This is a genomic window from Novosphingobium sp. AAP93 (assembly GCF_001296055.1).
Classification (GTDB): domain Bacteria; phylum Pseudomonadota; class Alphaproteobacteria; order Sphingomonadales; family Sphingomonadaceae; genus Novosphingobium.
The window spans coordinates 88223-110278 of record NZ_LJHZ01000108.1; the positions used below are offsets into that span (position 1 = coordinate 88223).

At 66.4% G+C, this 22056-nt stretch carries 20 protein-coding genes; 14 read left to right on the plus strand and 6 right to left on the minus strand.

Annotated elements, in window-relative coordinates:
* Positions 1-3 precede the first annotated feature (3 nt).
* The 12 genes from bchB (at position 4) to hemA (ending at position 13768) form a co-directional block, all read left to right on the plus strand.
* On the plus strand, positions 4-1569 hold the full coding sequence (gene bchB / locus IP83_RS16455; RefSeq protein ID WP_054123305.1) for a ferredoxin:protochlorophyllide reductase (ATP-dependent) subunit B: 1566 nt from the start codon (positions 4-6) through the stop codon (positions 1567-1569).
* A complete protein-coding gene (locus IP83_RS16460) occupies positions 1559-5284 on the plus strand; it encodes a magnesium chelatase subunit H (protein WP_054123306.1) in 3726 nt (1241 codons plus the stop codon). The genes bchB and IP83_RS16460 overlap by 11 nt, the downstream gene beginning before the upstream one ends.
* Before the next feature lie 12 nt (positions 5285-5296).
* Positions 5297-6187 (plus strand): ferredoxin:protochlorophyllide reductase (ATP-dependent) iron-sulfur ATP-binding protein, encoded by an 891-nt coding sequence (bchL, locus tag IP83_RS16465; protein WP_054123307.1) that lies wholly within the window; start codon positions 5297-5299, stop codon positions 6185-6187.
* Positions 6187-6912 (plus strand): magnesium protoporphyrin IX methyltransferase, encoded by a 726-nt coding sequence (gene bchM / locus IP83_RS16470; RefSeq protein ID WP_082364783.1) that lies wholly within the window; start codon positions 6187-6189, stop codon positions 6910-6912. Before bchL ends, bchM begins: the two co-directional genes overlap by 1 nt.
* A gap of 3 nt (positions 6913-6915) precedes the next feature.
* Positions 6916-8358 carry a BCD family MFS transporter gene (locus IP83_RS16475; RefSeq protein ID WP_082364784.1) on the plus strand — a complete coding sequence of 481 codons (1443 nt, stop codon included), beginning with the start codon at positions 6916-6918 and terminating at the stop codon, positions 8356-8358.
* Between the two features lie 70 nt (positions 8359-8428).
* Complete coding sequence (gene puhA, locus IP83_RS16480) at positions 8429-9205, plus strand: photosynthetic reaction center subunit H (RefSeq protein ID WP_054123308.1); 777 nt, start codon at positions 8429-8431, stop codon at positions 9203-9205.
* Positions 9202-9831: a photosynthetic complex putative assembly protein PuhB gene (gene puhB / locus IP83_RS16485; protein WP_054123309.1), complete on the plus strand. Its 630-nt coding sequence runs from the start codon at positions 9202-9204 to the stop codon at positions 9829-9831. Before puhA ends, puhB begins: the two co-directional genes overlap by 4 nt.
* Entirely contained in the window at positions 9828-10310 is a 483-nt protein-coding gene (gene puhC, locus IP83_RS16490) for a photosynthetic complex assembly protein PuhC (protein ID WP_054123310.1), read from the plus strand. The genes puhB and puhC overlap by 4 nt, the downstream gene beginning before the upstream one ends.
* Positions 10310-10597: a hypothetical protein gene (locus IP83_RS16495; protein ID WP_054123311.1), complete on the plus strand. Its 288-nt coding sequence runs from the start codon at positions 10310-10312 to the stop codon at positions 10595-10597. Before puhC ends, IP83_RS16495 begins: the two co-directional genes overlap by 1 nt.
* 104 nt (positions 10598-10701) lie before the next feature.
* A complete protein-coding gene (gene acsF / locus IP83_RS16500; protein WP_054123366.1) occupies positions 10702-11727 on the plus strand; it encodes a magnesium-protoporphyrin IX monomethyl ester (oxidative) cyclase in 1026 nt (341 codons plus the stop codon).
* Positions 11724-12506, plus strand: a complete 783-nt coding sequence (gene puhE, locus IP83_RS16505) for a putative photosynthetic complex assembly protein PuhE (RefSeq protein WP_231625088.1) — start codon at positions 11724-11726, stop codon at positions 12504-12506. Before acsF ends, puhE begins: the two co-directional genes overlap by 4 nt.
* 41 nt (positions 12507-12547) lie before the next feature.
* A complete protein-coding gene (hemA, locus tag IP83_RS16510) occupies positions 12548-13768 on the plus strand; it encodes a 5-aminolevulinate synthase (RefSeq protein WP_054123313.1) in 1221 nt (406 codons plus the stop codon).
* Positions 13769-13850: 82 nt separating this feature from the next.
* On the opposite strand, the gene IP83_RS16515 is transcribed toward hemA, so the two are convergent.
* From IP83_RS16515 to IP83_RS16525, 3 genes are all read right to left on the minus strand, one after another.
* Positions 13851-14333, minus strand: a complete 483-nt coding sequence (locus tag IP83_RS16515) for a nuclear transport factor 2 family protein (RefSeq protein WP_197274411.1) — start codon at positions 14331-14333, stop codon at positions 13851-13853.
* Between the two features lie 63 nt (positions 14334-14396).
* On the minus strand, positions 14397-15413 hold the full coding sequence (locus IP83_RS16520) for an SDR family NAD(P)-dependent oxidoreductase (RefSeq protein WP_054123315.1): 1017 nt from the start codon (positions 15411-15413) through the stop codon (positions 14397-14399).
* Positions 15414-15627: 214 nt separating this feature from the next.
* Positions 15628-16143: a cytochrome c family protein gene (locus IP83_RS16525; protein ID WP_054123316.1), complete on the minus strand. Its 516-nt coding sequence runs from the start codon at positions 16141-16143 to the stop codon at positions 15628-15630.
* A gap of 259 nt (positions 16144-16402) precedes the next feature.
* Here IP83_RS16525 and IP83_RS16530 point away from each other — a divergent pair, with 259 nt between their 5' ends.
* Together IP83_RS16530 and IP83_RS16535 are read left to right on the plus strand one after the other, a co-directional pair.
* The gene (locus tag IP83_RS16530) at positions 16403-17956 is read left to right on the plus strand and encodes a GtrA family protein (RefSeq protein ID WP_156309793.1); all 1554 of its coding nucleotides are present in this window, start codon (positions 16403-16405) and stop codon (positions 17954-17956) included.
* Between the two features lie 39 nt (positions 17957-17995).
* Complete coding sequence (locus IP83_RS16535; protein WP_054123367.1) at positions 17996-19291, plus strand: O-acetylhomoserine aminocarboxypropyltransferase/cysteine synthase family protein; 1296 nt, start codon at positions 17996-17998, stop codon at positions 19289-19291.
* A gap of 30 nt (positions 19292-19321) precedes the next feature.
* Here IP83_RS16535 and IP83_RS16540 read toward each other — a convergent pair whose 3' ends face one another.
* Genes IP83_RS16540 through IP83_RS16550 form a run of 3 tightly spaced genes read right to left on the minus strand, consistent with a single transcriptional unit; the run spans position 19322 to position 22015 of the window.
* Positions 19322-19840 (minus strand): GNAT family N-acetyltransferase, encoded by a 519-nt coding sequence (locus tag IP83_RS16540; RefSeq protein ID WP_054123318.1) that lies wholly within the window; start codon positions 19838-19840, stop codon positions 19322-19324.
* Positions 19840-20265 carry a PaaI family thioesterase gene (locus tag IP83_RS16545; protein WP_054123319.1) on the minus strand — a complete coding sequence of 142 codons (426 nt, stop codon included), beginning with the start codon at positions 20263-20265 and terminating at the stop codon, positions 19840-19842. Before IP83_RS16545 ends, IP83_RS16540 begins: the two co-directional genes overlap by 1 nt.
* Positions 20266-20275: 10 nt before the next feature.
* Positions 20276-22015 (minus strand): amidohydrolase, encoded by a 1740-nt coding sequence (locus tag IP83_RS16550; RefSeq protein WP_054123320.1) that lies wholly within the window; start codon positions 22013-22015, stop codon positions 20276-20278.
* Positions 22016-22056: the final 41 nt, after the last annotated feature.

Genomic DNA, 22056 nt, shown 5'->3' on the forward strand with positions numbered 1-22056 from the left:
CCCATGCAGCTTGCCGTCTGGACCTATGAAGGACCGCCGCATGTGGGCGCCATGCGGGTTGCTACGGCCATGCGCGGGGTGCACTACCTGCTCCATGCGCCGCAGGGCGATACTTACGCGGACCTGCTGTTCACTATGATCGAGCGGCGCTCTGCGCGCCCGCCGGTCACTTATACGACGTTTCAGGCGCGCGATCTGGGCAAGGATACCGCGAGCCTGTTCCAGAACGCGGCGCGCGATGCTGTGGCGCGGTTCCAGCCGCAGGCTCTGCTGGTGGGTGCATCGTGCACGGCAGAGCTGATCCAGGACGATCCGGCAGGCCTTGCCGCGAATATGAACCTGCCTTGCCCGGTGATCCCGCTCGAACTGCCGAGCTATCAGCGCAAGGAAAACTGGGGCGCGGCGGAAACGTTCTACCAGATCGTACGCCATCTCGCGGATACCTCGGTGCGGCCCGCGCCGCGCGAAGGCCGCCGCCCACTGGTCAATCTGCTCGGCCCCGCCGCGCTCGGTTTCCGCCACCGCGACGATATCCGCGAAGTGCGCCGCATTCTCGACCTGCTCGGGATCGACGTCCATCTCGTCGCGCCGCTGGGGGCATCGCCCGAGGACATCCGCACGATCGGCGCGGCGGACTTCAACATCGTGCTCTATCCCGAGATCGGCGACGAGGCCGCGCGCTGGCTCGACAGGACCTTTGCCCAGCCCGCCATCCGCACGGTTCCCATCGGCGTCGGCGCCACGCGTGCCTTCATCAACGAAGTTGCGGCGCTGGCCGGGGTCGATCCGGCGCTGGCGCTCGATGATCCTGCATCGCGCATGCCATGGTGGAGCCGCTCTGTGGACTCGACCTACCTCACCGGCAAGCGCGTCTTCATCTTCGGCGATGCAACCCATGCCGTCGCTGCCGCGCGGATTGCGCATGAAGAACTCGGTTTCACCGTCTGCGGGCTGGGCTGTTACAACCGCGAATTCGCGCGCGACATCCGCAATGCCGCCAAGGAATATGGCGTCGAGCCGCTGATCACCGACGATCACCTGACCGTCGAGGAAGCCATCGCTGCAGCCGCACCCGAACTGGTGCTGGGCACGCAGATGGAGCGCCATATCGCGAAGCGGCTGGGCGTGCCCTGCGCGGTGATTTCCTCGCCGGTGCATGTGCAGGATTTCCCGGCGCGGTTCAGCCCGCAGATGGGCTTCGAGGGCGCGAACGTGATCTTCGATACCTGGGTCCATCCGCTGGTGATGGGACTGGAAGAGCACTTGCTCACCATGTTCCGCGACGATTTCGAGTTCAGCGATGCGGCTGGCCCGTCGCACCTCCATGGGCACAGCAAGCCGGAACCGGTACTGGCGCCTGCAGGCGACATCCTGATCAAGGAGGACGCTGCGCCAGCCATGGCGGGCGAACTCGGATGGACCGCCGAGGCGGAGCGGGAGCTGCGCAAGATCCCGTTCTTCGTGCGCGGCAAGGCCAAGCGCAACACCGAGAAGTTTGCGAGCGAGATGGGGCTCGGCGCGATCACGCTCGAGACGCTCTACGACGCGAAGGCCCATTATGCGCGGTAAGGCGCCTCTCGCCCCCACGCCGGACACCCCGGTGCGCGTCGTGGTCATCACGCTCGACAACCACCTTTCGGGCGCATTTGCCCGCGCGCAAGCGCAGTTTGCGCGGGCCGGGACCGGGGTCACCATCGGCTTCCACGCGGCGGCGGACTGGGAAGAAAAGCCCGGCACGCTCGATGCCGCGCGAGCCGATATTGCGCGGGCCGACATCATCCTGTGCACGATGCTGTTCCTCGAGGACCACATCCGCGCGGTGATGCCCGCGCTGGAAGCCCGGCGCGAGGATTGCGACGCGATTGTCGGCCTGATGTCGGCGGGCGAAGTGGTCAAACTGACGCGCATGGGCGACTACCGCATGGACAAGCCCGCCACCGGCATGATGGGCCTGCTCAAGAAGCTGCGCGGATCGGGCAAGCCGGGCGCCAGCTCGGGCAAGGGCCAGATGGCCATGCTGCGCCGTCTGCCCAAGCTGCTGCGCTTCGTGCCTGGCACCGCGCAGGACGTGCGGGCCTATTTTCTGACCTTGCAATACTGGCTGGCGGGCAGCGACGACAACGTGGTGGACATGATCCGCGCGCTGATCGACCGCTATGCCAGCGGCGAACGCGCAGCCCTGCGCGGCGCAATGAAGGCGGAGGCCCCGCGCGAATATCCCGAAGTCGGCGTCTACCACCCGGCGATGACCCCGCGCATGGCGGCTACCGCGGCTGCGCTTCCCGCCAGTGCGACCGCAGGCAAGCGCGGCACCGTCGGCCTGCTGATGCTGCGCTCCTACGTCCTCGCGAAGGATGCGCGGCACTACGACGGCGTGATCGCGGCGATGGAAGCGCAGGGCTTGAGCGTGATCCCGGCCTTCGCCGGTGGGCTTGACGGGCGTCCGGCGATCGAGGCGCTGTTCCTGAAGGACGGGAAGTCGACGGTCGACGCGGTGGTGAACCTCACGGGGTTCAGCCTCGTCGGTGGCCCCGCCTACAACGACACGGCGGCAGCGGAAGAAATTCTGGCAAAGCTCGACCGCCCGTACATCGCGGCGCATCCGGTGGAATTCCAGACGCTGCAGGCCTGGGGCGCAAACCCGCAAGGGCTGCTGCCGCTGGAATCGACGATGATGATCGCGATTCCGGAACTCGACGGCGCGATCCAGCCGATGGTGTTCGGCGGCCGCGCGGACGGCAGCGGCGAGGCCTGCACCGGCTGCGCGAAGGGCTGCACCTTTGCCGGCGCGAGCGCCGCCGGCGTGCGCCAGATGGAAAGCTGCGCCGAGCGGGCCGAGGCCCTCGCCGCGCGGGTGGTGAAGCAGATCGATCTGGCCCGCGCCGCGGCAGCCGAACGCCGCATCGCGGTCGTGCTGTTCAACTTCCCGCCGAATGCCGGCGCGGCGGGCACGGCGCAGTTCCTCAGCGTGTTTGAATCGCTCCACGCGACCCTGAAACGGCTCTCGGCGGAAGGCTACTCGGTCGAAGTTCCGGACAGCGTCGACGCGCTGCGCGAGGCGATCCTCGTCGGCAATTCGGCGCGCTATGGCACCGAGGCCAATGTCCATACCCGCGTGATGGCCGATACCATCGTGGCGCGCGAAACGTGGCTCAAGGAGATCGAGGCTTCGTGGGGCCCGGCACCGGGCAAGCTGCAGTCCGATGGCAGCGCGGTCCAGGTGCTGGGAGCCATGTTCGGCAATGTGTTCGTCGGCATCCAGCCCGCCATCGGCATCGAGGGCGATCCGATGCGGCTGCTGTTCGAGGGCCGCTTCGCTCCGAGCCACGCCTTTGCCGCGTTCTACCGCTGGCTGCGCGAGGACTTCCAGGCCCACGCCGTGCTGCACTTCGGAACACACGGCAGCCTTGAATTCATGCCCGGCAAACAGACCGGCCTCACCGCGCAGTGCTGGCCGGACCGGATGATCGGCGATCTGCCCAACGTCTATCTCTATGCCGCGAACAACCCCTCCGAGGGCGTGCTGGCCAAGCGCCGTTCGGGGGCGACCTTGGTGAGTTACCTCACCCCCGCCCTCACCCGCTCGGGCGTCTACAAGGGGCTGGCCGATCTCAAGGCTTCGGTCGAACGCTGGCGTTCGCTGCCACCGGGCGACGAGCAGGCCGGACTGCTCGCGGAGCTGATCGCCGAACAGGCCGAAGCGCTTGACCTTGATGGCAGAGATGTGCCTGCCCTCGCCGCGCGGCTCTACGAGATCGAGCGCGAGCTGATCCCGCAGGGGCTGCATGTGGCGGGGCAGGCGGCAAGCCGCGAGGAGCGCATCGACATGATCCGCGCCTCTGCCGAAGCGCGCGGTGAGCCGCTACCGGCCCAGACTGCCGAGCTGCTGGTCGATGGCCGGATCAAGCTCGATACGCCGCTGCTCAAGGACATGGGCGCGCTCAACGCAGCGCTTTCCACCAACCACGAACTCGATGGCATCGTCCGCGCGCTGTCCGGCCGCTTTGTCCGCCCGGTCTCCGGCGGTGACGTGCTGCGCGCGCCGGAAATCCTGCCGACCGGGCGCAATATCCATGGCTTCGATCCGTTCCGCCTGCCCTCCGCTTTCGCGGTGAAGGACGGCGCGGAACAGGCCAAGAAGCTGATCGAGCGCAGCCTCGCCGACAGCGGCCACCTGCCGCAGACGATCGCGATGGTGCTCTGGGGCACCGACAACCTCAAGAGCGAGGGGGCGCAGATCGCACAGGTCCTCGCGCTGATCGGCGCCCGCCCGCGGTTCGACAGCTACAGCCGTCTGGCCGGGGCTGAACTGATCCCGCTGGAAGAACTCGGCCGCCCGCGCATCGACGTGATCGCGACGCTTTCGGGCGTGTTCCGCGACCTGCTGCCGCTGCAGACGCGCATGCTGGCCGAGGCTGCCCTGCTCGCCGCCAGCGCTGACGAGCCGCTCGAAATGAACTTCGTGCGCGCCCACGCCATCGCTCACCAGGACGAGCACAAGTGCGACTTCGAGACGGCGGCACTGCGCGTCTTTTCGAATGCGCAAGGGGCTTACGGCGCCAACGTCAACCTGATGATCGACAACGGCGCGTGGACCGATCCGGACGAGCTGGCGGACAGCTTCGAGCGGCAGAAGGGCTATGCCTACGGCGTGAAGGGCGTGCCGGTGCGGCAGGCGGCGATTCTCGCCTCGGCGCTCAAGACGGTCGATTGCGCTTACCAGAACCTCGAAAGCGTCGAACTCGGCATCACCACCATCGATCAGTACGTCGATGCGCTGGGCGGGATCAGCCGCGCGGTGACGCGGGCCAGGGGCGGCGAGACCGCGCCGGTCTATATCGGCGACCAGACCCAAGGCTCGGGCAAGGTCCGCAGCCTGCAGGAGCAGGTTGCGCTGGAAACCCGCACCCGCATCCTCAACCCTGTCTGGCAGGAGAGCCTCCTGCGGCACGGCTACGAAGGCGTGCGCGCGATCGAGGGCCACGTCACCACCACGATGGGCTGGTCCGCCACGACCGGCGAAGTCGATCCGTGGGTCTACCAGCGCATCAGCGAGACCTATGTGCTCGACGCCGCGATGCGCGAGCGCATGGCCGCCCTCAATCCGCGCGCTTCGGCGCGTGTTGCCAACCGTTTGCTCGAAGCGGTCGACCGGCAGTTCTGGTCGCCCGACGAAGCCACACTCGCAGCTCTCCACGCCGCCAGTAACGAACTCGAGGACCGCCTTGAGGGCATCATGCCTTCAACGTCGGCCCCCGCGTCCGTTGCAGCCGTCGCGGCATAAAGGAAACCAAGCATGGCACTTCTCGATCCCCCCGTCCGAAAGCCTGATGGCGACGGGTCGGTGCAAGTCCGCCTCGATCCCGCTGATCGCATCGGCAATGCCAAGGTCTTTGCCGTCTACGGCAAGGGCGGCATCGGCAAGTCGACCACTTCGTCGAACCTTTCCGCCGCGTTCTCGATGCTCGGCCACCGCGTGCTGCAGATCGGCTGCGATCCCAAGCACGATTCCACCTTCACCCTCACCAAGAAGCTGATGCCGACGGTGATCGATGTGCTGGAGACGGTGGAATTCCACGCCGAGGAACTGCGGCCCGAGGATTACATGTTCGAAGGCTTCAACGGCGTGATGTGCGTCGAGGCTGGCGGGCCGCCGGCGGGTACCGGTTGCGGCGGCTATGTCGTGGGGCAGACGGTGAAGCTCCTGAAGCAGCACCACCTGCTCGAAGACACCGACGTCGTGATCTTCGACGTGCTGGGCGACGTGGTCTGCGGCGGGTTTGCCGCCCCGCTCCAGCATGCCGAGCGCGCCATCATCGTGACGGCCAACGATTTCGACAGCATCTTCGCGATGAACCGCATCGTTGCGGCCATCAACGCCAAGTCGAAGAACTACGACGTGCGCCTTGCGGGTGTGGTCGCCAACCGTTCGGCAGGCACCGACGAGATCGACCGTTTCAACGCCGCCACCGGCCTCAAGCGCCTCGCCCACTTCAAGGATCTCGACGAGATCCGCCGCTCGCGTCTCAAGAAGTGCACGCTCTTTGAGATGCCGGACAGCCCGGAAGTGATCAAGGCGCGGGAGGAATATCTCAATCTCGCCCGCACGCTGTGGGCAGGAGCGCCTGCGCTTGACGCGCTGGCGATGAAAGACCGCGATATCTTTGATTTTCTGGGGTTTGAGTGATGGCAACGCACCCATCTTCCGGCTTCGGTCACCATGGCTCGCGCTTCGCCACGCAGCGCGACAAGCTGACGACGTACTTCGACAGCACCGCTCGCAAGGCCTGGATCGACCTGACGTCCGACACCAAGGTCAGTGGCATCCGCGCGACGGTGCGCGCCGGGCGGGATGCCATGCGCGACGTGCTGCTGAGCTGGCTGCCGCATGATCTGAGGCGCATGCGCGTCCTCGATGCGGGCTGCGGCACCGGCGCGCTGAGCGTGCTGGCCGCGCGGCGCGGGGCTGAAGTCGTCGGTGTCGATGTCGCGGGCGGTCTGGTTGCCATTGCACGCGAACGCCAGCCTTCGTTCCTGGGCCATGGCCGCATCGACTGGCGGGTGGGCGACATGCTCGATCCCGCGCATGGCCGATTTGACCATGTGGTCGCGATGGACTCGCTGATCCACTACCGGCCCGAAGATATCGTCGCGACGCTGGTTTCGCTCGCCGAACGCTGCGACGGCTCGATCGTGTTCACCCATGCGCCGTCCACCCCGATGCTGCGCGCGATGCACACGATGGGCCTGATGTTTCCGCGCAGCGACCGCGCGCCCGCCATCGTGCCGGTGCGCGATGCGGACCTCGTCGCGATGATCGAGGGGGCCCTGCCCGGCTGGCACGTCGGCCGCAGCGAGCGGATCGGCAGCGGCTTCTACATCTCCAACGCCATCGAACTGGTGCGCGACTGACCCATGACCGGCACCCCCGCCTTGACTGACACCGTGCCGCAAAGCCGCATGTCGCGCATGGCGGGCCAGTGGACGCGCGTGGCGGTGAGCTGGCTGCCGTTTGCCGATGCGGCGAGCGCCGAGCTGCCCCTCTCCCGCCTGCTGCGCCTCGCGCTGTTTCAGGTGAGCGTGGGCATGGCGACGGTGCTGCTCAACGGCACGCTCAACCGCGTGATGATCGTGGAGTTGCACACCCCGGCCTGGCTGGTTTCGCTGCTGATCGCGATGCCACTGCTGTTCGCACCCTTGCGCGCGCTGATCGGGCACAAGTCCGATACCCACCGCTCGGTGCTGGGCTGGCGGCGTGTGCCCTATATCTGGTTCGGCACGCTGATGCAGTGGGGCGGCCTTGCCATCATGCCCTTCGCGCTGCTGCTGATGAGCGAGGCCCGCACGTTCTATACCGGCCTTGGCGGAGGGGCGCTGGCGTTCCTGCTGACGGGCGCTGGGCTTCATGTGACGCAGACTGCGGGCCTTGCGCTCGCGACCGATCTTGCGCGCGAGGACAAACGTCCCCGCGCGGTGGCGCTGCTTTATGTGATGCTGCTGGTGGGCATGATGGTTTCAGCCTTCGTGATCGGCGGCCTGCTGGTGCCGTTCAGCCCGACTCGGCTGGTGCAGGTGATCCAGGGCGCAGCGGTGGTCACGCTGGTGCTCAACGTGACCGCATTGTGGAAGCAGGAAGGCCGCAATCCCGGCCGCACCGCAAAGGACCGCGAGACGCCGGAGTTCAGCGATGTCTGGCGCGAATTCGTGGCCGAGGCGAACACCAAACGCCTGCTGGCCGCCATTGGCCTCGGCGCGGCGGCCTTTGCGATGCAGGATGCGCTGCTGGAACCCTATGGCGCCGAACTGCTTGGTCTCGCTGTCGGTTCGACCACGATGCTGACGGGTTCGTGGGCCTTGGGGGCGATTGCCGGCTTTTCGATTTCCACGCGGGTGCTGGAGCGCGGCTTCGATCCGCTGCGGCTGGCGGGCGCGGGCATGGTCGGCGGGATCTGTGCGTTCATTCTCGTGCTCTTGGCAGCGCCGCTCCATTCAGCGCTGCTCCTTGCCGTAGGTGCGGGTTCGATCGGCTTCGGCATCGGTCTGTTCTCGGTCGGCACGCTGATCGCGGCGATGTCGCTGGCGCAGCGCGGCGACTCCGGTGTGGCGCTGGGCGCATGGGGCGCGGTGCAGGCGACGGCGGCGGGCAGCGCGCTCGCGGTGGGCGGCGTGATCCGCGATACTGTCTCGTGGGCGAGCGGCGCGGGTGGACGCGCGGCAGGCTATGCCACGGTCTACAGCCTAGAAATCGTTATGCTGATTGCAGCGCTGGTGGTGCTCGGGCCGCTGGCCGGCAAGCGCATCGGCCTCACGGGCGAGCTGCCCGGGGGGCAGATGGTCTTGCCCGAGTTTCCGACGTGAATGCGAAGAATTTGACTGAGGTGGTGGGAATTGCGGCCTCCGGGGCCCTGATCCGGGAAAGGAAAGTTCGATGAAAACCGCATATGTAGTTGGCTCGATCGACGTCGCGGAGATTGCCCTCTGGGCGTTCTTCCTGTTTTTCGTCGCCCTGGTGTTCTGGCTGCGCCGCGAGGATCGCCGCGAGGGGTATCCGCTTGAAGACGAGATCAACGGCTTCATCGAGAGCGTGGGCGGCCCGCTTTCGACCGCGCTGCCCAAGACCTTCCGCCTGCCCTTCGATCGCGGCACGGTGTCCTATCCGCTCCCGCGCGAGGAGGGCCGGGAGCCGGTGGACATCGCCGCCAAGCGCTACGAGAACTTCCCCGGCGCGCCCTATGTGCCGACCGGCAATCCGCTCGTCGACGGTGTTGGCCCCGCGTCCTACGCCAACCGCGCCAAGTGGCCCGATCAGGACGCGCATGGCCGCGCCCGCATCGTGCCGCTTTCGACCGAGGACCACATCTCGGTATGGAAGGGCGGTCCCGATCCGCGCGGCATGAAAGTGACGGCGGCAGACGGCAAGGTCGCCGGCACCGTGACCGACCTGTGGATCGACCGCGCGGAGCATCAGGTCCGTTACCTGCAGGTCGAGACGACCGGCGGCAAGACCGTGCTTGCCCCGATGGCGATGGCTTCGGTCAGCACTTCGGGCGTGAGCATCGATGCGATCAACGCGGCTGACTATGACGCCGTGCCGCAGCTTGCCAGCGCGACCGAGATCACCCGCTACGAGGAAGAGCGCGTGATCGGCTACTTCGGCGGCGGCTATCTCTACGCCAACGCCGGACGGCAGGAGCCGATCCTGTGAGAGAGCATGATATCGAGCCGATCCGCGGCCTGCCGGGTGATCTGCCTCCGGGTGAGGCGATCCTCTGGCAGGGTGCGCCCGATGCGCGGGTGTTTGCCCGCAGCGCCTTGGGCGTGCGGTGGATCGGCGGATATTTTGCGGTCCTTGTGGCATGGGCGATGGTCGGCGGCACCCCGCTGGGCGCGCTGCTGACGGCAGTCGCCGGCCTGCTGGCGCTCGGCCTTGCCTATGGCTTCGCGCTCATGGTGGCGCGCAGCACGGTCTACACGATCACCAACCGCCGCGTGGTGCTGCGGATCGGCGTCGCGCTCAGCAAGTGCATCAATCTGCCGCTGGTGAAGCTCTCCGGGGCTGATCTGCGCAAACTGGGCGCAGGCCATGGCGACATCGCGCTCTCGCTGCAGGGTTCGAGCATGCTCGGCTATGCGATGCTCTGGCCGCATGCCCGGCCCTTCCGCCTTGCCGCGCCGCAGCCGATGCTGCGCGCTCTGCCCGATGCGGCCAATGTCGCGGGCATTCTCGCCAAGGCGACCGCGGCGGTGATGCCGGTGCAGCAGCGCACTGAGGCGGCACCTGCAGCAAGCGCACCACGCCCGGCGATGGGCGCCAGGGAGGCTACAGCATGAGCCTGGTTCACGATCACGAACAGACGATCCCCAAGCATGCCGTGGCCTCGGCCGCGATGCTGGTGCTGACCGCGCTGGCGCTGACCACGCTGGTAAAGGTCGGTGTGCTGAGCCGCGAAGCAGTGCCCGCTGTTGTCCGCAGCGAAGCGCATGTGGCGCCGATGATCGTGCGCCAGCTCACCTTCTCGGATCGGGCCGACGGCGCGGTGGTGGTGCAGGATGTCGCCACCGGCGAGACCGTGCGCGTGCTTGTTGACGGGGTACCGGGCAACGGGTTCGTGCGCGGCGTGATGCGCGGCATGGCGCGTGACCGGCATATCCACGGCATCGGCATGGCCCCGCCTTTCACGCTGACGCTGTGGAAGAACCAGTCGCTCAGCCTCGAGGACAAGGCCACCGGCCGCTCCATCGAACTGGGCTCGTTCGGGCCGGACAACCGCGCAGCTTTCGCCGCCATGCTGCCCGGAGGCGCCATCTGATGGCTGCCAGCCGCTTCGATACCCCTTGCCGCATCGAGATCGAGCAGACGCCGGAGCACTTCCATGCGCATGTCCGTCTCGCCGGCGATATCGAGCTGCAGCCGGGCGACCGCGTGAAAGTCCACGGCGCGCCGATCAAGGTTGATTTCGGTCAAAGCCTCGCGATCGACCGGATGGCAACCGTGACACGGGCAGGTCCGCTCGTGCGGGCCTGGATCAGGCTGGCCGCCTATCTCGACCTGACCGAACTCTACGAAGTCAGCTTCACACCCGGGAGAGTGTCATGAACGCCCCTACCAAGATCGACCCGAACTCCCCCGATCATGGAGAATTCAGCCGCGCCGCCGCTGCCGCCGGGCTGGACCTTGGCAGCGATGGCAAGCTCGACACGATGGCGATGGCCCGGCAGGAAACCGTGCTGAGCCCGCGCTTCTACACCACCGATTTCGCAGCGCTCGATGCGATCGACGTGAACCCGGTGCGCGCCGAGTGGGACGACCTGATCGCCGAGATGCAGGCGGACCGCAACAAGCTGCACTTCAAGCGCAAGGAAAGCTTCGAAGGGATCATCGAAAACCTCGAGCCGGAACTGCGCGAGGAATTCACCGATTTCCTCGTAAGCTCGATGACCTCGGAATTTTCCGGCTGCGTGCTCTATTCGGAAATGGCGCGCCGCACGCGCAACCCGGACATGAAGATGCTGTTCAAGCTCCTCGCCCGCGATGAGAGCCGGCATGCCGGGTTCATCAACGAGACGCTGAAGGACGCGGGGATCGGCGTCGATCTGGGCTTCCTGACGAAATCGAAGAAGTACACCTACTTCCGGCCGAAGTTCATCTGGTACGCTGTCTATCTTTCGGAAAAGATCGGCTATGCCCGGTACATCACGATCTTCCGGCACCTCGCCAAGCACCCCGAACACCGTTTCCACCCGATCTTTTCGTGGTTCGAGGAATGGTGCAACGACGAGTTTCGCCACGGCGAGGCCTTTGCCCTCCTCATGCGCGCCGATCCGAAGCTGCTGAAGGGCGGCAACCGCCTGTGGATCCGTTTCTTCCTGCTTTCGGTCTACGCGACGATGTATGTGCGCGACCACTCGCGGCCGGTGTTCCACAAGGCGCTGGGGGTCGATCCGACCGAGTATGACTACAAGGTCTTCACGGTCTGCACCGCCATCACCCGGCAGGTGTTCCCGATTGAGCTGGAAACCGATGATCCGGCCTTCCGCGCCCGGATGGAAGACCTGCTGCAGTCGAGCCGCCGCATCGATGCCGGCAAGGCGCGTGGCGGGCTGATGGGCGCGTTCCAGCGCTACAGCGGCGTTGCCGGCGCGGGCCTGGCCTTCGCCCGCATGTACTTCCACCGCACGCGTGAAAACGCGCTGCCCGCTTCGGTGCGGATGCAGCCTTCGTGGTGAGCTTTTCCGGCCATGCCGTGCCCCTCGTGGTCACGCTGCTCGTGTGGTTCTTCGCCACCGGGCTGATTGCGTGGCTGGACAACCGCGACCGCGCGACCTTTCCGCGGGCGCTCGCATGGGCGGGCGCGGGCGGCATTCTCGGGCTCGTCGCGGTGGTGGCGGGCTCGGTCATGCCTGGCATGGCGGGGGCCTATGTGGGCTTCGTCGGCGCGCTGATGGTGTGGTCGTGGCACGAGGCAAGCTTCCTGATGGGCGCCGTCGCCGGCCCTCGCCGCGAGCCGAGCAACCCCGCTGCGCGCGGTTGGGACCGGTTCATCGATGCGGGCTCCACGCTGATCTACCACGAAGTCGCGCTTGCCCTGACGGCGCTGATGCTGATGTCGCTGGGGTGGAACGCGCCGAACCCGACCGGCGCCGAAGTCTTCGTGCTGCTGCTCGCGCTGCGCCTCGCCAGCAAGTTCGCGCTCTACGCCGGGGTGCCGAGCCAGGTGGGCGATCTGCTGCCGCCGCATCTCGATTACCTGCGCAGCTATTTCGGCCCTCGCCGCTTTTCCGGTGCGCTGGGGCTGGCTCTCGTCTTCACCGTGGTGCTGGCCGCGCTGCTGGGCAAGGCCGCCCTCGCCGCGCCTGCGGGCAGCGCCGAAGCGGTGCGTGCCAGCCTGCTCTTTGCGATGGCCGCGCTCGGCGTCCTCGAACACGTGTTTCTCGCCTTGCCGTTTCGCGACGGCGCTCTGTGGGGTTGGGCGCTGCCCGGCCGCCGCAATCATCTGGGCGCCTGAGCGCGCCGCATAGGGTTTTGAAGGGAAGGGGTATTTCGGCCATGGATTATGAGGCCTTCTTTACACAGGAACTCGATGGGATCCGCGGCGAAGGGCGCTATCGCATCTTCGCCGAACTGGAGCGCCATCGCGGCTCCTTCCCCAAGGCGACGCGGCATGTGGACGGCGGCACGCAGGAAGTGACCGTGTGGTGCTCGAACGACTACCTCGGCATGGGCCAGAGCCCCAAGGTGCTCGAGGCGATGCACACGGTGCTCGATGAATGCGGCGCGGGCGCCGGCGGCACGCGCAACATTTCGGGCACCAACCGCCATCACGCGCTGCTTGAAGCCGAGCTTGCCGACCTGCATAACAAGGAAGCCGCGCTGCTGTTCACCTCGGGCTATGTCTCGAACTGGGCGGCGCTGGGCACCCTCGCTTCGCGCCTGCCGGACTGCGTTGTCTTCTCGGATGCAGGCAACCACGCCTCGATGATCGAGGGCATCCGCCACAGCAAGGCGGAGCGCGTGATCTGGAAGCACAACGACTGGCGCGATCTTGATCGCAAGCTCAGTCAGGTCGCTCCCGGCCGCGCCAAGCTGGTGGCGTTCGAAAGCGTCTATTCGATGGACGGCGACATCGCGCCGATCCGCGAGATCGTCGAAGTCTGCGAGGCGCATGGCGCGCTGTCGTACATCGACGAAGTGCACGGCGTCGGCCTCTATGGCCCGCGCGGCGGCGGCGTGGCCGAACGCGACGGCCTGATGGACCGCATCGACGTGATCGAAGGCACGCTGGGCAAGGCCTTCGGCGTGATGGGCGGCTATATCGCGGCCTCCGAAGCGCTGTGCGACTATGTCCGCAGTTTCGCCTCGGGCTTCATCTTCACGACGGCGATCCCCCCTGCCCTCGCCGCCGGCGCCTGCGCCAGCATCCAGCACCTCAAGGTGAGCGGCCACGAACGCGCCCGCCACCGCGACCGGGTGAGCACGGTGCGCCGCAAGCTGAACGCGCTGGGCATCCCGCACCTCGACAACCCGAGCCACATTATCCCGGTGATGGTAGGCGATGCGCGCAAATGCAAGATGATCAGCGACTGGCTGCTCGACAACCACGGCATCTACGTCCAGCCGATCAACTACCCGACCGTGCCGCGCGGCACCGAGCGGCTGCGCATCACCCCCTCGCCGGTCCACACCGACGGCGATATCGACCGGCTCTTGGAAGCGCTGACCGATATCTGGTCGCAGTGCGAACTGGCGCGCCGCAGCCACGCGGCCTGAGGTGAGCTGAAATCAGAAGCCCGGCTCCCTACGCTGGGGGTCCGGGTTTCTTGTTGGGCCGCACGTAGCCCGCGAAAGCGCGCTAGCCGAAGGCCATCGGCAAACGGTGCTCGATCCGCATGGCCGAGATAGCCCAGCCCTCGGCGGTCCTGCGCATCGTTGGTCGGTACTGCCCTGCTTCGATCGGTATGATGCGGCCTTGTGCGCCGAATGTACCTGCAGGCCATCCGTTGTCCGGAACCTCGGCCCCGACAATGCTGAACACCATGAACTGCGCGTCGATCGTGGCATGATCGCCATCGATGGCAATGATCGGGGCGCTGATCACGTTCTGGCTCCACGCGCGCGCTTCATGCGGTGCCATCATCTGGCGGACCGCCTCGCCGATCGCCGCGCGCCCTTCCAGCCTGCCGAGCAAGCGCGCCGCTCCACCGACCGCATCGATGATCTCGATCGTTGCATCAGGCGTGAAGAGCGCCGCCATCGCATCGGGATCCCGATGGTCATGCGCCCGGGTGTAGTGGCCAAGCAGATTGAGCAGTGCGCGCTCGTCGGTAAGGGACATGTCGTCCTCCATGGTGGGTGAGCCGCCAGGCAGTCAGCCTGCCGGGCGGCCTGCAATGCCGGGTCAGGCGTCCGGCAGGTTGCGCTGCGCTGTTGCAGCGGAGCGAAGATCGAAGCTCTCGCCGACCCATTCCTCGGTCCTGGCCCACAGCGCCTTGGCGGTTGCCGGATCGAGCGCATAGGGCCGCACGCCGGGGCTGCCGAAACCGATGCTGGCAGAGGTGACCACGGGCGAGACCTGGCAGTCTTCGCAGTAGCGCCCGCCGACGGCATCCGCATCCGCAACAAGGCCCGCCCAGAGCGAAGTGGCAGCGCCCTGCCGCCGGGTTTTCCATTCCATCGGCGGCTTGCCTTCCCTGGCGAGGTCCACGTTGATCTGGTCGAACAGCCCCTGGAGCTTCTCATCGCCCATGTGGCGGGACAGCTCGGTGCGGATACCGCCCGGATGGACGGCGGTCGCACGCAGGCCGAGCGCGCGGTAGCGGCGGTCGAACTCCACCGCGACGAGGATATTGGCGGTCTTCGAGCGCCCGTAACCGATGAACGGCTCGTAGACTGTCGTTTCGAACCCGGGGTCCGTCAGGTCGACGTCCGAGAACCGGTGCCCGGATGAGGCGAGCATGACCAACCGCGAGCCGGGCCGCATCAGGCCGGCGATCCGGTTCACGAACACGAAGTGCCCGACATGGTTGGTGCCGAACTGGGTCTCGAACCCATCGGCGGTGCGGCCGAATGGCGGTGCCATGACACCGGCATTGGCAATCACCAGATCGAGCACGGGCTTGGCTGCATTGAGTTGATCGGCCGCGCGCCGGACAGTTGCGAGTTCAGCGAGGTCCATTTCGACGAGTTCCACGGCGTTGCTGGCGACACCGGCAGCAGCCAGCGCCCTGGCCGCCTTGGCTAGATCGCGCGCCGTGCCGATGACATGCGCGCCATGGCTGGCAAGAGCGCGGGCAGTCTCCACGCCGAGGCCGGCCGAAACACCGGTCACAAGCACGCGTTTTCTGGTGAGGTCGATACCGGCGAGCACATCGTCGGTGGTGGACGTGCGGTCGAAGGTCTTGGTCTGGGTGGCCATGGTCAATCTCCTGTTGGTGGTCAGGAGATGAGAGCATTCAGCTGCGGTGGGTAGCCGCCAAACATGTACGAAAACCATTCAAATCTGAATGATAATGCTCAGGCGCGCAGATCGAGGCGAACTTGCTCGACAGCGTGCTGGTCGGCAGCCACAAAAAAACGCCGCCCCCTTGCGGGAGCGGCGCGTTTGTTCGGCGACGTCGCCCTGGCGAAGCTTACTTGGTGGCTTCGGTCAGGTAGGCGATCACGTCCGCACGGTCCTGGCCCTTGGGCAGGCCGGCGAAGGCCATCTTGGTGCCGGGGACGACGCGGGCCGGCTTTTCGAGGTACTGGTAGAGCTTCTCAGCCGTCCAGGTGATGCCGCTTTCCTTGTTCGCGGTCGAATAGGAGAAGCCGGCGACTTCGCCCGACTTGCGGCCGATGATGCCGTGGAGCGACGGGCCGATGCGGTTCACGCCGGCGTCGATCACGTGGCAAGTCTTGCACTGGGTGAAGACGGCCTCGCCGTGCTTGGCATCGCCCTTCATGTCGGCGAACTTGGTGCCGTCGAGCGTGGTGGTGTCGTCGGCCGCGATCTTGGCGGCAGCCGGAGCAGCCGCATCAGCAGCAGCCGAGGTGGCCGCAGCGGGAGCTTCGGCGGCAGGCGCCGCAGCTTCTTCCTTCTTGCCACCGCAAGCCGCCAGGGCGGCGGACAGGGCGATCAGACCGAGGTATCCTCTCAAATTGCTCATGGCCACTCCTTCAAGAATTGGGGCAGTTCCAAGCTGCCGAATATGACGAAAATCACAGACCGGCAACGGGCAATCACGGCGCGGCAGGCTTGGATCGTGTACCTTACACACGTTTAATCTCCACGGCGGAAGCCGCCCGCGCAATTGTCCTCAAGGGCATGTCGCGCGGGGGGCTTCAATCTGCCAGCGATCACCCGATCCCTTCGGTTCGCAGCCGCCCTTTGACAGCGACACGGCACCCCCCGTAAAGGCAGGCGAGATGAGGGTATGGCCGTTCTCCGTATTGGTTGATCCGCGCGGCGGTGCCCGCGTCCGCGACCCGCTTGGCGAGATCGCGCTGATCGTGCTGCTAAGCGCGCTGGCTGCCTTGCCCGCGATCTCTGCGCCCATTCTGCCGTTCACCGATCTGGGCGGACACGTGGGGCGCTATGCCGTGCAGCTCGATGCGGGGCGCTCGGAAGTCCTGCGCATCTGGTACAGCTTTGAATGGGGACTGCTGCCCAATCTTGGCGTCGATTTGCTGGTGCAACTTCTGGCGCCGGTGATGGGGCTGGAGCCGGCGGTGCACCTGATCGTGGGTTCGATCCCGCCGCTGACAGTCTCGGGCATGCTGCTGCTCGCGCGCGCGGCGCATGGGCGGATCGGAGTCCAGGCGCTCTATGCGCTGCCCCTGGCATTCTCGCTCCCCTACCTCTACGGCTTCGTGAACTTCGCGCTGTCGATCGCGCTCGCCTTCCATGCCATCGCACTGTGGATCGCGCTGGAGCACAAGCCAGTGCTGCGGACGCTGCTGTTCGTGCCGATCGGGTTCCTGCTGTGGCTGTGCCATCTGGTCGGCTGGGCGGTGTTCAGCCTTGCGGCGGGCATGACGGCGCTGGCGGCAGGCTGGCGTGACCGCAAGGGCCTCGTGCGAACCGGGTGGACCACCGGGCTGATGACCGCGCCGCTGCTGCTGGGCCCTATCGTCGGCATGCTGGCGCAGCGTCCGGGCAAGGAAGCGGTGGCCCTGCTCGCCAACAACGATGCGCCGCGCAAGATCGTCTGGCTGATCATGGCGATGGCCGATCGCTGGCTGGTGTGGGACGCCGCCGGCGCCGCGATCATCGCCTTCGCACTCTACATCTGCCTGCGCACGCGCGGGTTTGTGGTGCATGCGGGGCTGCTGGCCACCGCATTTGCGCTGCTCGGGCTCTATCTGGTGATGCCCGATACGATCATGGGATCGCGCTTTGCCGACATGCGGCTCGGCTGGGTGATCCTGGCCCTGTTTGTGCTGGCTGTGACGCAAGGGCCGCTGTTCGATCCGCGCGTCGCGCGTGCGCTGCTGATCGGGGCCCTGCTCTTCTGCTCCGCCCGGCTGGCGACCAATACCGCAAGCATAGCGCTGGCCGGCCGGCAGTTTGCCGAAACGCTGACCGCAATCGACGCGGTGCCGCGCGGGGTAAACCTCGTCTCGCTCTATATCGACGAGTGCAAGGGCTGGAACACCGATCGGCGGCGGCACATCATGGGCTATGGCCTTGCGCGGCGGCACTTGTTCGACAACGGGCAGTGGCAGCTGCCGAGCGGCCAGTTGATCAGCATCCACCACCGAAGCCTCGCCCCGTTTGACCGTGATCCTTCGACGATCACCTTCCTTGAAGGCTGCGGCGAATCCCCCGCATTGCCTGAAGTGGTCGCGGCGATCCCGCAGCGGGTGCGGTTCCTGTGGGTGATCCGGATCGATCCGGGCCGGCAGTTCCCGGGCTGGCAACCGCTGCGCAAGACGGCAGACAGCGTGGTCTACCGCCGCTTGCCAACTCAACTGAATTAATAGACTATAACGACAACCTCCCGGAGCAGGATGCCGACCATGACCGACCTTTCGAAAGCCAAGCCCGAGACCCTTGCCCTCCATGCCGGCTGGCGCGCCGATGCGACGACCGGTTCCGTCGCGGTGCCGATCCACCAGACGACCTCGTACCAGTTCAACTCCACCGAGCATGCCGCGAACCTCTTTGCCCTCAAGGAACTGGGCAATATCTACACCCGGCTCGGCAACCCGACGACCGATGTGCTGGAACAGCGCATGGCGGCGATCGAGGGCGGCGTCGCGGCGCTGGCGGTCTCCTCGGGCCAATCGGCGACGACGCTGGCGATCCTGAACCTCGCCAAGGCGGGCGACAATATCGTCGCTTCGACAAACCTTTACGGCGGGACGTGGAACCTTCTTGCCAACACGCTGCGCGATCTGGGCATCGAGACGCGTTTCGTCGATCCGGCAGACCCCGAAGGTTTCCGCCGCGCGACTGATGACAAGACGCGCGCCTACTACGCGGAATCGCTGCCTAATCCGAAGCTGGAAGTGTTTCCCATCGCCGAAGTGGCCGCGATCGGGCGCGAGTATGGCATTCCGCTGATCATGGACAACACCGCGGCACCGCTGCTGATCAAGCCGTTCGAGCATGGCGCGGCGGTGGTGGTCTATTCGGCGACCAAGTACATCGGCGGGCATGGCACTTCGATCGGCGGCCTGATCATCGATGGCGGCAACTTCGAATGGGACGCCTTTCCCGAGCGTCAGCCGCACCTCAATACGCCCGACGCAAGCTACCACGGCGCGGTGTGGGCGCGCGACATCAAGCCGCTGGGGCCGATTGCCTACATCATCCGCGCGCGTGTGATCTTGCTGCGCGATCTGGGCAATGCGATCTCGCCGTTCAACGCGTTCTCGCTGATCCAGGGGCTGGAGACGATGCCGCTGCGCATGGAGCGGCACTGCGCCAACGCGGTGAAGGTGGCGGCGTTCCTTTCCAGCCATCCGAAGGTCGCTGCGGTGATCCATCCTTCGGTGGCGACGGGCCGCGCGGCGGACCTTGCGGCCAAGTATCTGCGCGGCGGACAGGGCGGGCTCGTCGGCTTCGAACTGAAGGACGGCGCCGAGGCGGGCAAGCGCTTCATCGATGCGCTGCAGCTGTTCTACCACGTCGCCAATATCGGCGACGCGCGCAGCCTTGCGATCCATCCCGCTTCGACCACCCACTCGCAGCTTTCGGCGGACGAGCAGGCCGCGACAGGTGTGTCACCGGGCTATGTGCGGCTTTCCATCGGCATCGAGCATATCGACGATATCCTCGCCGATCTAGGCGCGGCGCTGGACGCGGCGTGACCTGCTGCCAATGAAACTCCCCTTCCCCGCTCAAGGTGAGCGGGGAAGGACGAGATCGAAGGCCGGCACCTCACCGTCCCGCGCAAGGCACGGACGGTGCGAGTGACCTGCAACAGTCAAGCCAAACTTGGCAAGGACGCGACCCGAGGCCGGATTGTCCTCGAAAAAGCCAGAAGTCAGCCGGGCAAACCCCTGCGTTCCGAAGGCAAAATCGATCACGGCCGCCGCTCCTTCAGTAGCGATCCCCTGCCCCCAATGCGAACGGCCGAGCCAGTAGCCGAGTTCCGCCGAAGTCCCGTCTGCGGCAGGTGACAGACCGACAACACCGAGAAGTTCGTCATCGCCGCGCCGCGTGACGGCCCAGACCCAATCGGCAGGCACCACGTGATCAAGGAAGAACTGCGCATCCGCGGCGCCATAAGGATGCGGGACGAGCGCAAGGTTCTTCGCGACCTCCCAATCGCCCACGGCTGCGATGATTGCCGCGCTGTCGGCCGGCACGGGCTTGCGCAGCACAAGCCGCGAAGTTTCCAGCCGTGGACTTTCCATCAGCCGTTCTGCCAGCCATGCGAGAGCAGCTTCACGGTGACCTTGCCGGTAGCGACGACCACGCCGTTCGCATCGAGCATCGGAAACTCGGCGAGGTAGCCCGCGCTGCCTTTGCGTTCGAGATCGGCGAGGAGGCCTTCGAGGGCTGGTTCGTCAAGGCTGAACTCGGCGAAGACGTCGGTCGCAGCCATCTTGTGAAACGAGACAGCGATATCCTTGATGATTGGGTAGAAACGTGCGGTATCGAGGATCGAGATGCCGGGGATGGCGGCGGTCGCTTCGGCGAGCACGGTGAAGGCGCCCATATACATCACGCCGACGTGGTTCTCGTTGCCCGCCAGCGGCATGCGGTAGCGGGCGGTGCCGCGCCCGCCTTCGAGGAGTTCGAGGCCGGTACGTTCGACGAATTCGACGCGGTAGGTCATGCGGGGCTCCTCAGGCCTTGTACTTCACATCGCCGCCGACAATCGTCTGCTGCACGCGGATGTCCTTGATCTTTTCGGGGTCGATGCTTGCCGGATCGCCATCAAGGATCACCATGTCGGCGAGCTTGCCGGGGGTGAGCGTGCCTTTGAGGTCTTCCTCGAAGCTGGCGTGCGCGCCGTTGCTGGAGAGGACCTTGAGGCCTTCCATGACGGTGATCTTCTGGCTGGGGCCCCAGACTTCGCCGTTCCAGCCCTTGCGCGTGACCATGCCCTGCAGGCCCATCAGCGGGGCAAACGGGCCGGGCGGGAAATCGGACCCCGCGCAGACCGGCACGCCCGCATCGATCAGCATGCGGTAGGCCATCATGTGTTCCATCATCTCCGCACCGTAGAAATGGAACTTGTCGGCGTTGTAGTAGGCATAGCTGGTGAACAGCGCTGGGACCGCGCCGAGCGCCTTGATCCGGGCCACAAGCTGCGACGAGACATTGGTGCAGTGGGTGATCTTGGGGCGGCGGTCGGCGGGGCCGAGCAGCTTCATGCCGCGTTCGTATGCCGTGAGCACCATGGCGATCGCGACATCGCCGTTGGCGTGGAAATTGGGCTGGATGCCTGCGCGCATCTGCTTCTCGACGAGCGCATCGAGGCCCTCCTGCGTCTGCATGATGTTGCCGTAATAGGGCGGCGTGCGGCCGGGATAGGGCGTGGAGCGCGACATCGTGCGTTCGGAGAACGAGCCGTCCGAGAACTGCTCGGCGGTGGCGCCGAAGCGGATCCACTCGTCGCCGTAGCCGGTGCGGATGCCGTTGGCGATCATCGCATCAAGCATCGCGCCCGAGGTTTCATAGGTCACACGGTGGAGCAGCTTGCCCTCGCGGCGGATCTGCTGGATCGCGGCGAAATCGTCGGCAAGGCCGGTGCTGGCGGCGACGAGGCCCGGGGCGGTGTGGCAGACGCTGGTGAGGCCGTAGCGCACGAATTCCTGGCTGATCTTGGCCTGCCCGGCAATGGCGCGGGCGCGCAGCTGTTCGGGGGAGAGATCGGGCTCCTTCGCCGCATCGCGCACGAAGTTGAGCGCGGCATCGGTGACGCGGCCGGTGAGATTGCCGTTCGCATCGCGGTCATAAGTGCCGCCGAAGGGATTGGGCGTATCGCGCGTGATCCCGGCGTTTTCAAGCGCAAAGCCGTTTACGACGCCGGTATGCCCGCCGCGATGGGTGACGATGACCGGGTGGGTCGTGGAGACGCGGTCGAGGTCCGCCATGACGAGCGGGCGGCCGTCCTTGATCTTGGTATCGTCGTAGAATTCACCGCGCACGAGGCGGCCCGGCGGGGTCTGCGCGGCACGCTCCTTGAGGCGGGCGATGATGCTTTCGATGGTGGGGAATTCGACTTCGAACGGATTGCCGACCAGCACATCGCCCAGCAGGCTCTCCCCCACCGCGTGGAGATGCGCATCGTTGAAGCCGGGGACCACGGTCTGCCCGCCGAGGTCGATCACTTCGGTGCGGGCGGAGGCGAGTGTCTTGAGCTCGGCCCAGCTGCCGACGCCGACGATGCGGCTTCCCGAAATGGCAATGGCATCAGCCGAGGGGATCGCCGGATCGAGCGTGTGGATGCGCGCGCCCTTGTAGATGCGCGTGGGGGCGGGATCGAGGACTGCGGCCATGGCGCGGGGCGAGATGCTCGCAAGGCCCAGCGCGCCGCCGGAACCGATGAAACCGCGCCGCGTGATCGCCAGTGATGCCATGCCCCTGCCCTCCCCCTTGGAACTGCCGCATCGTGCTGGCT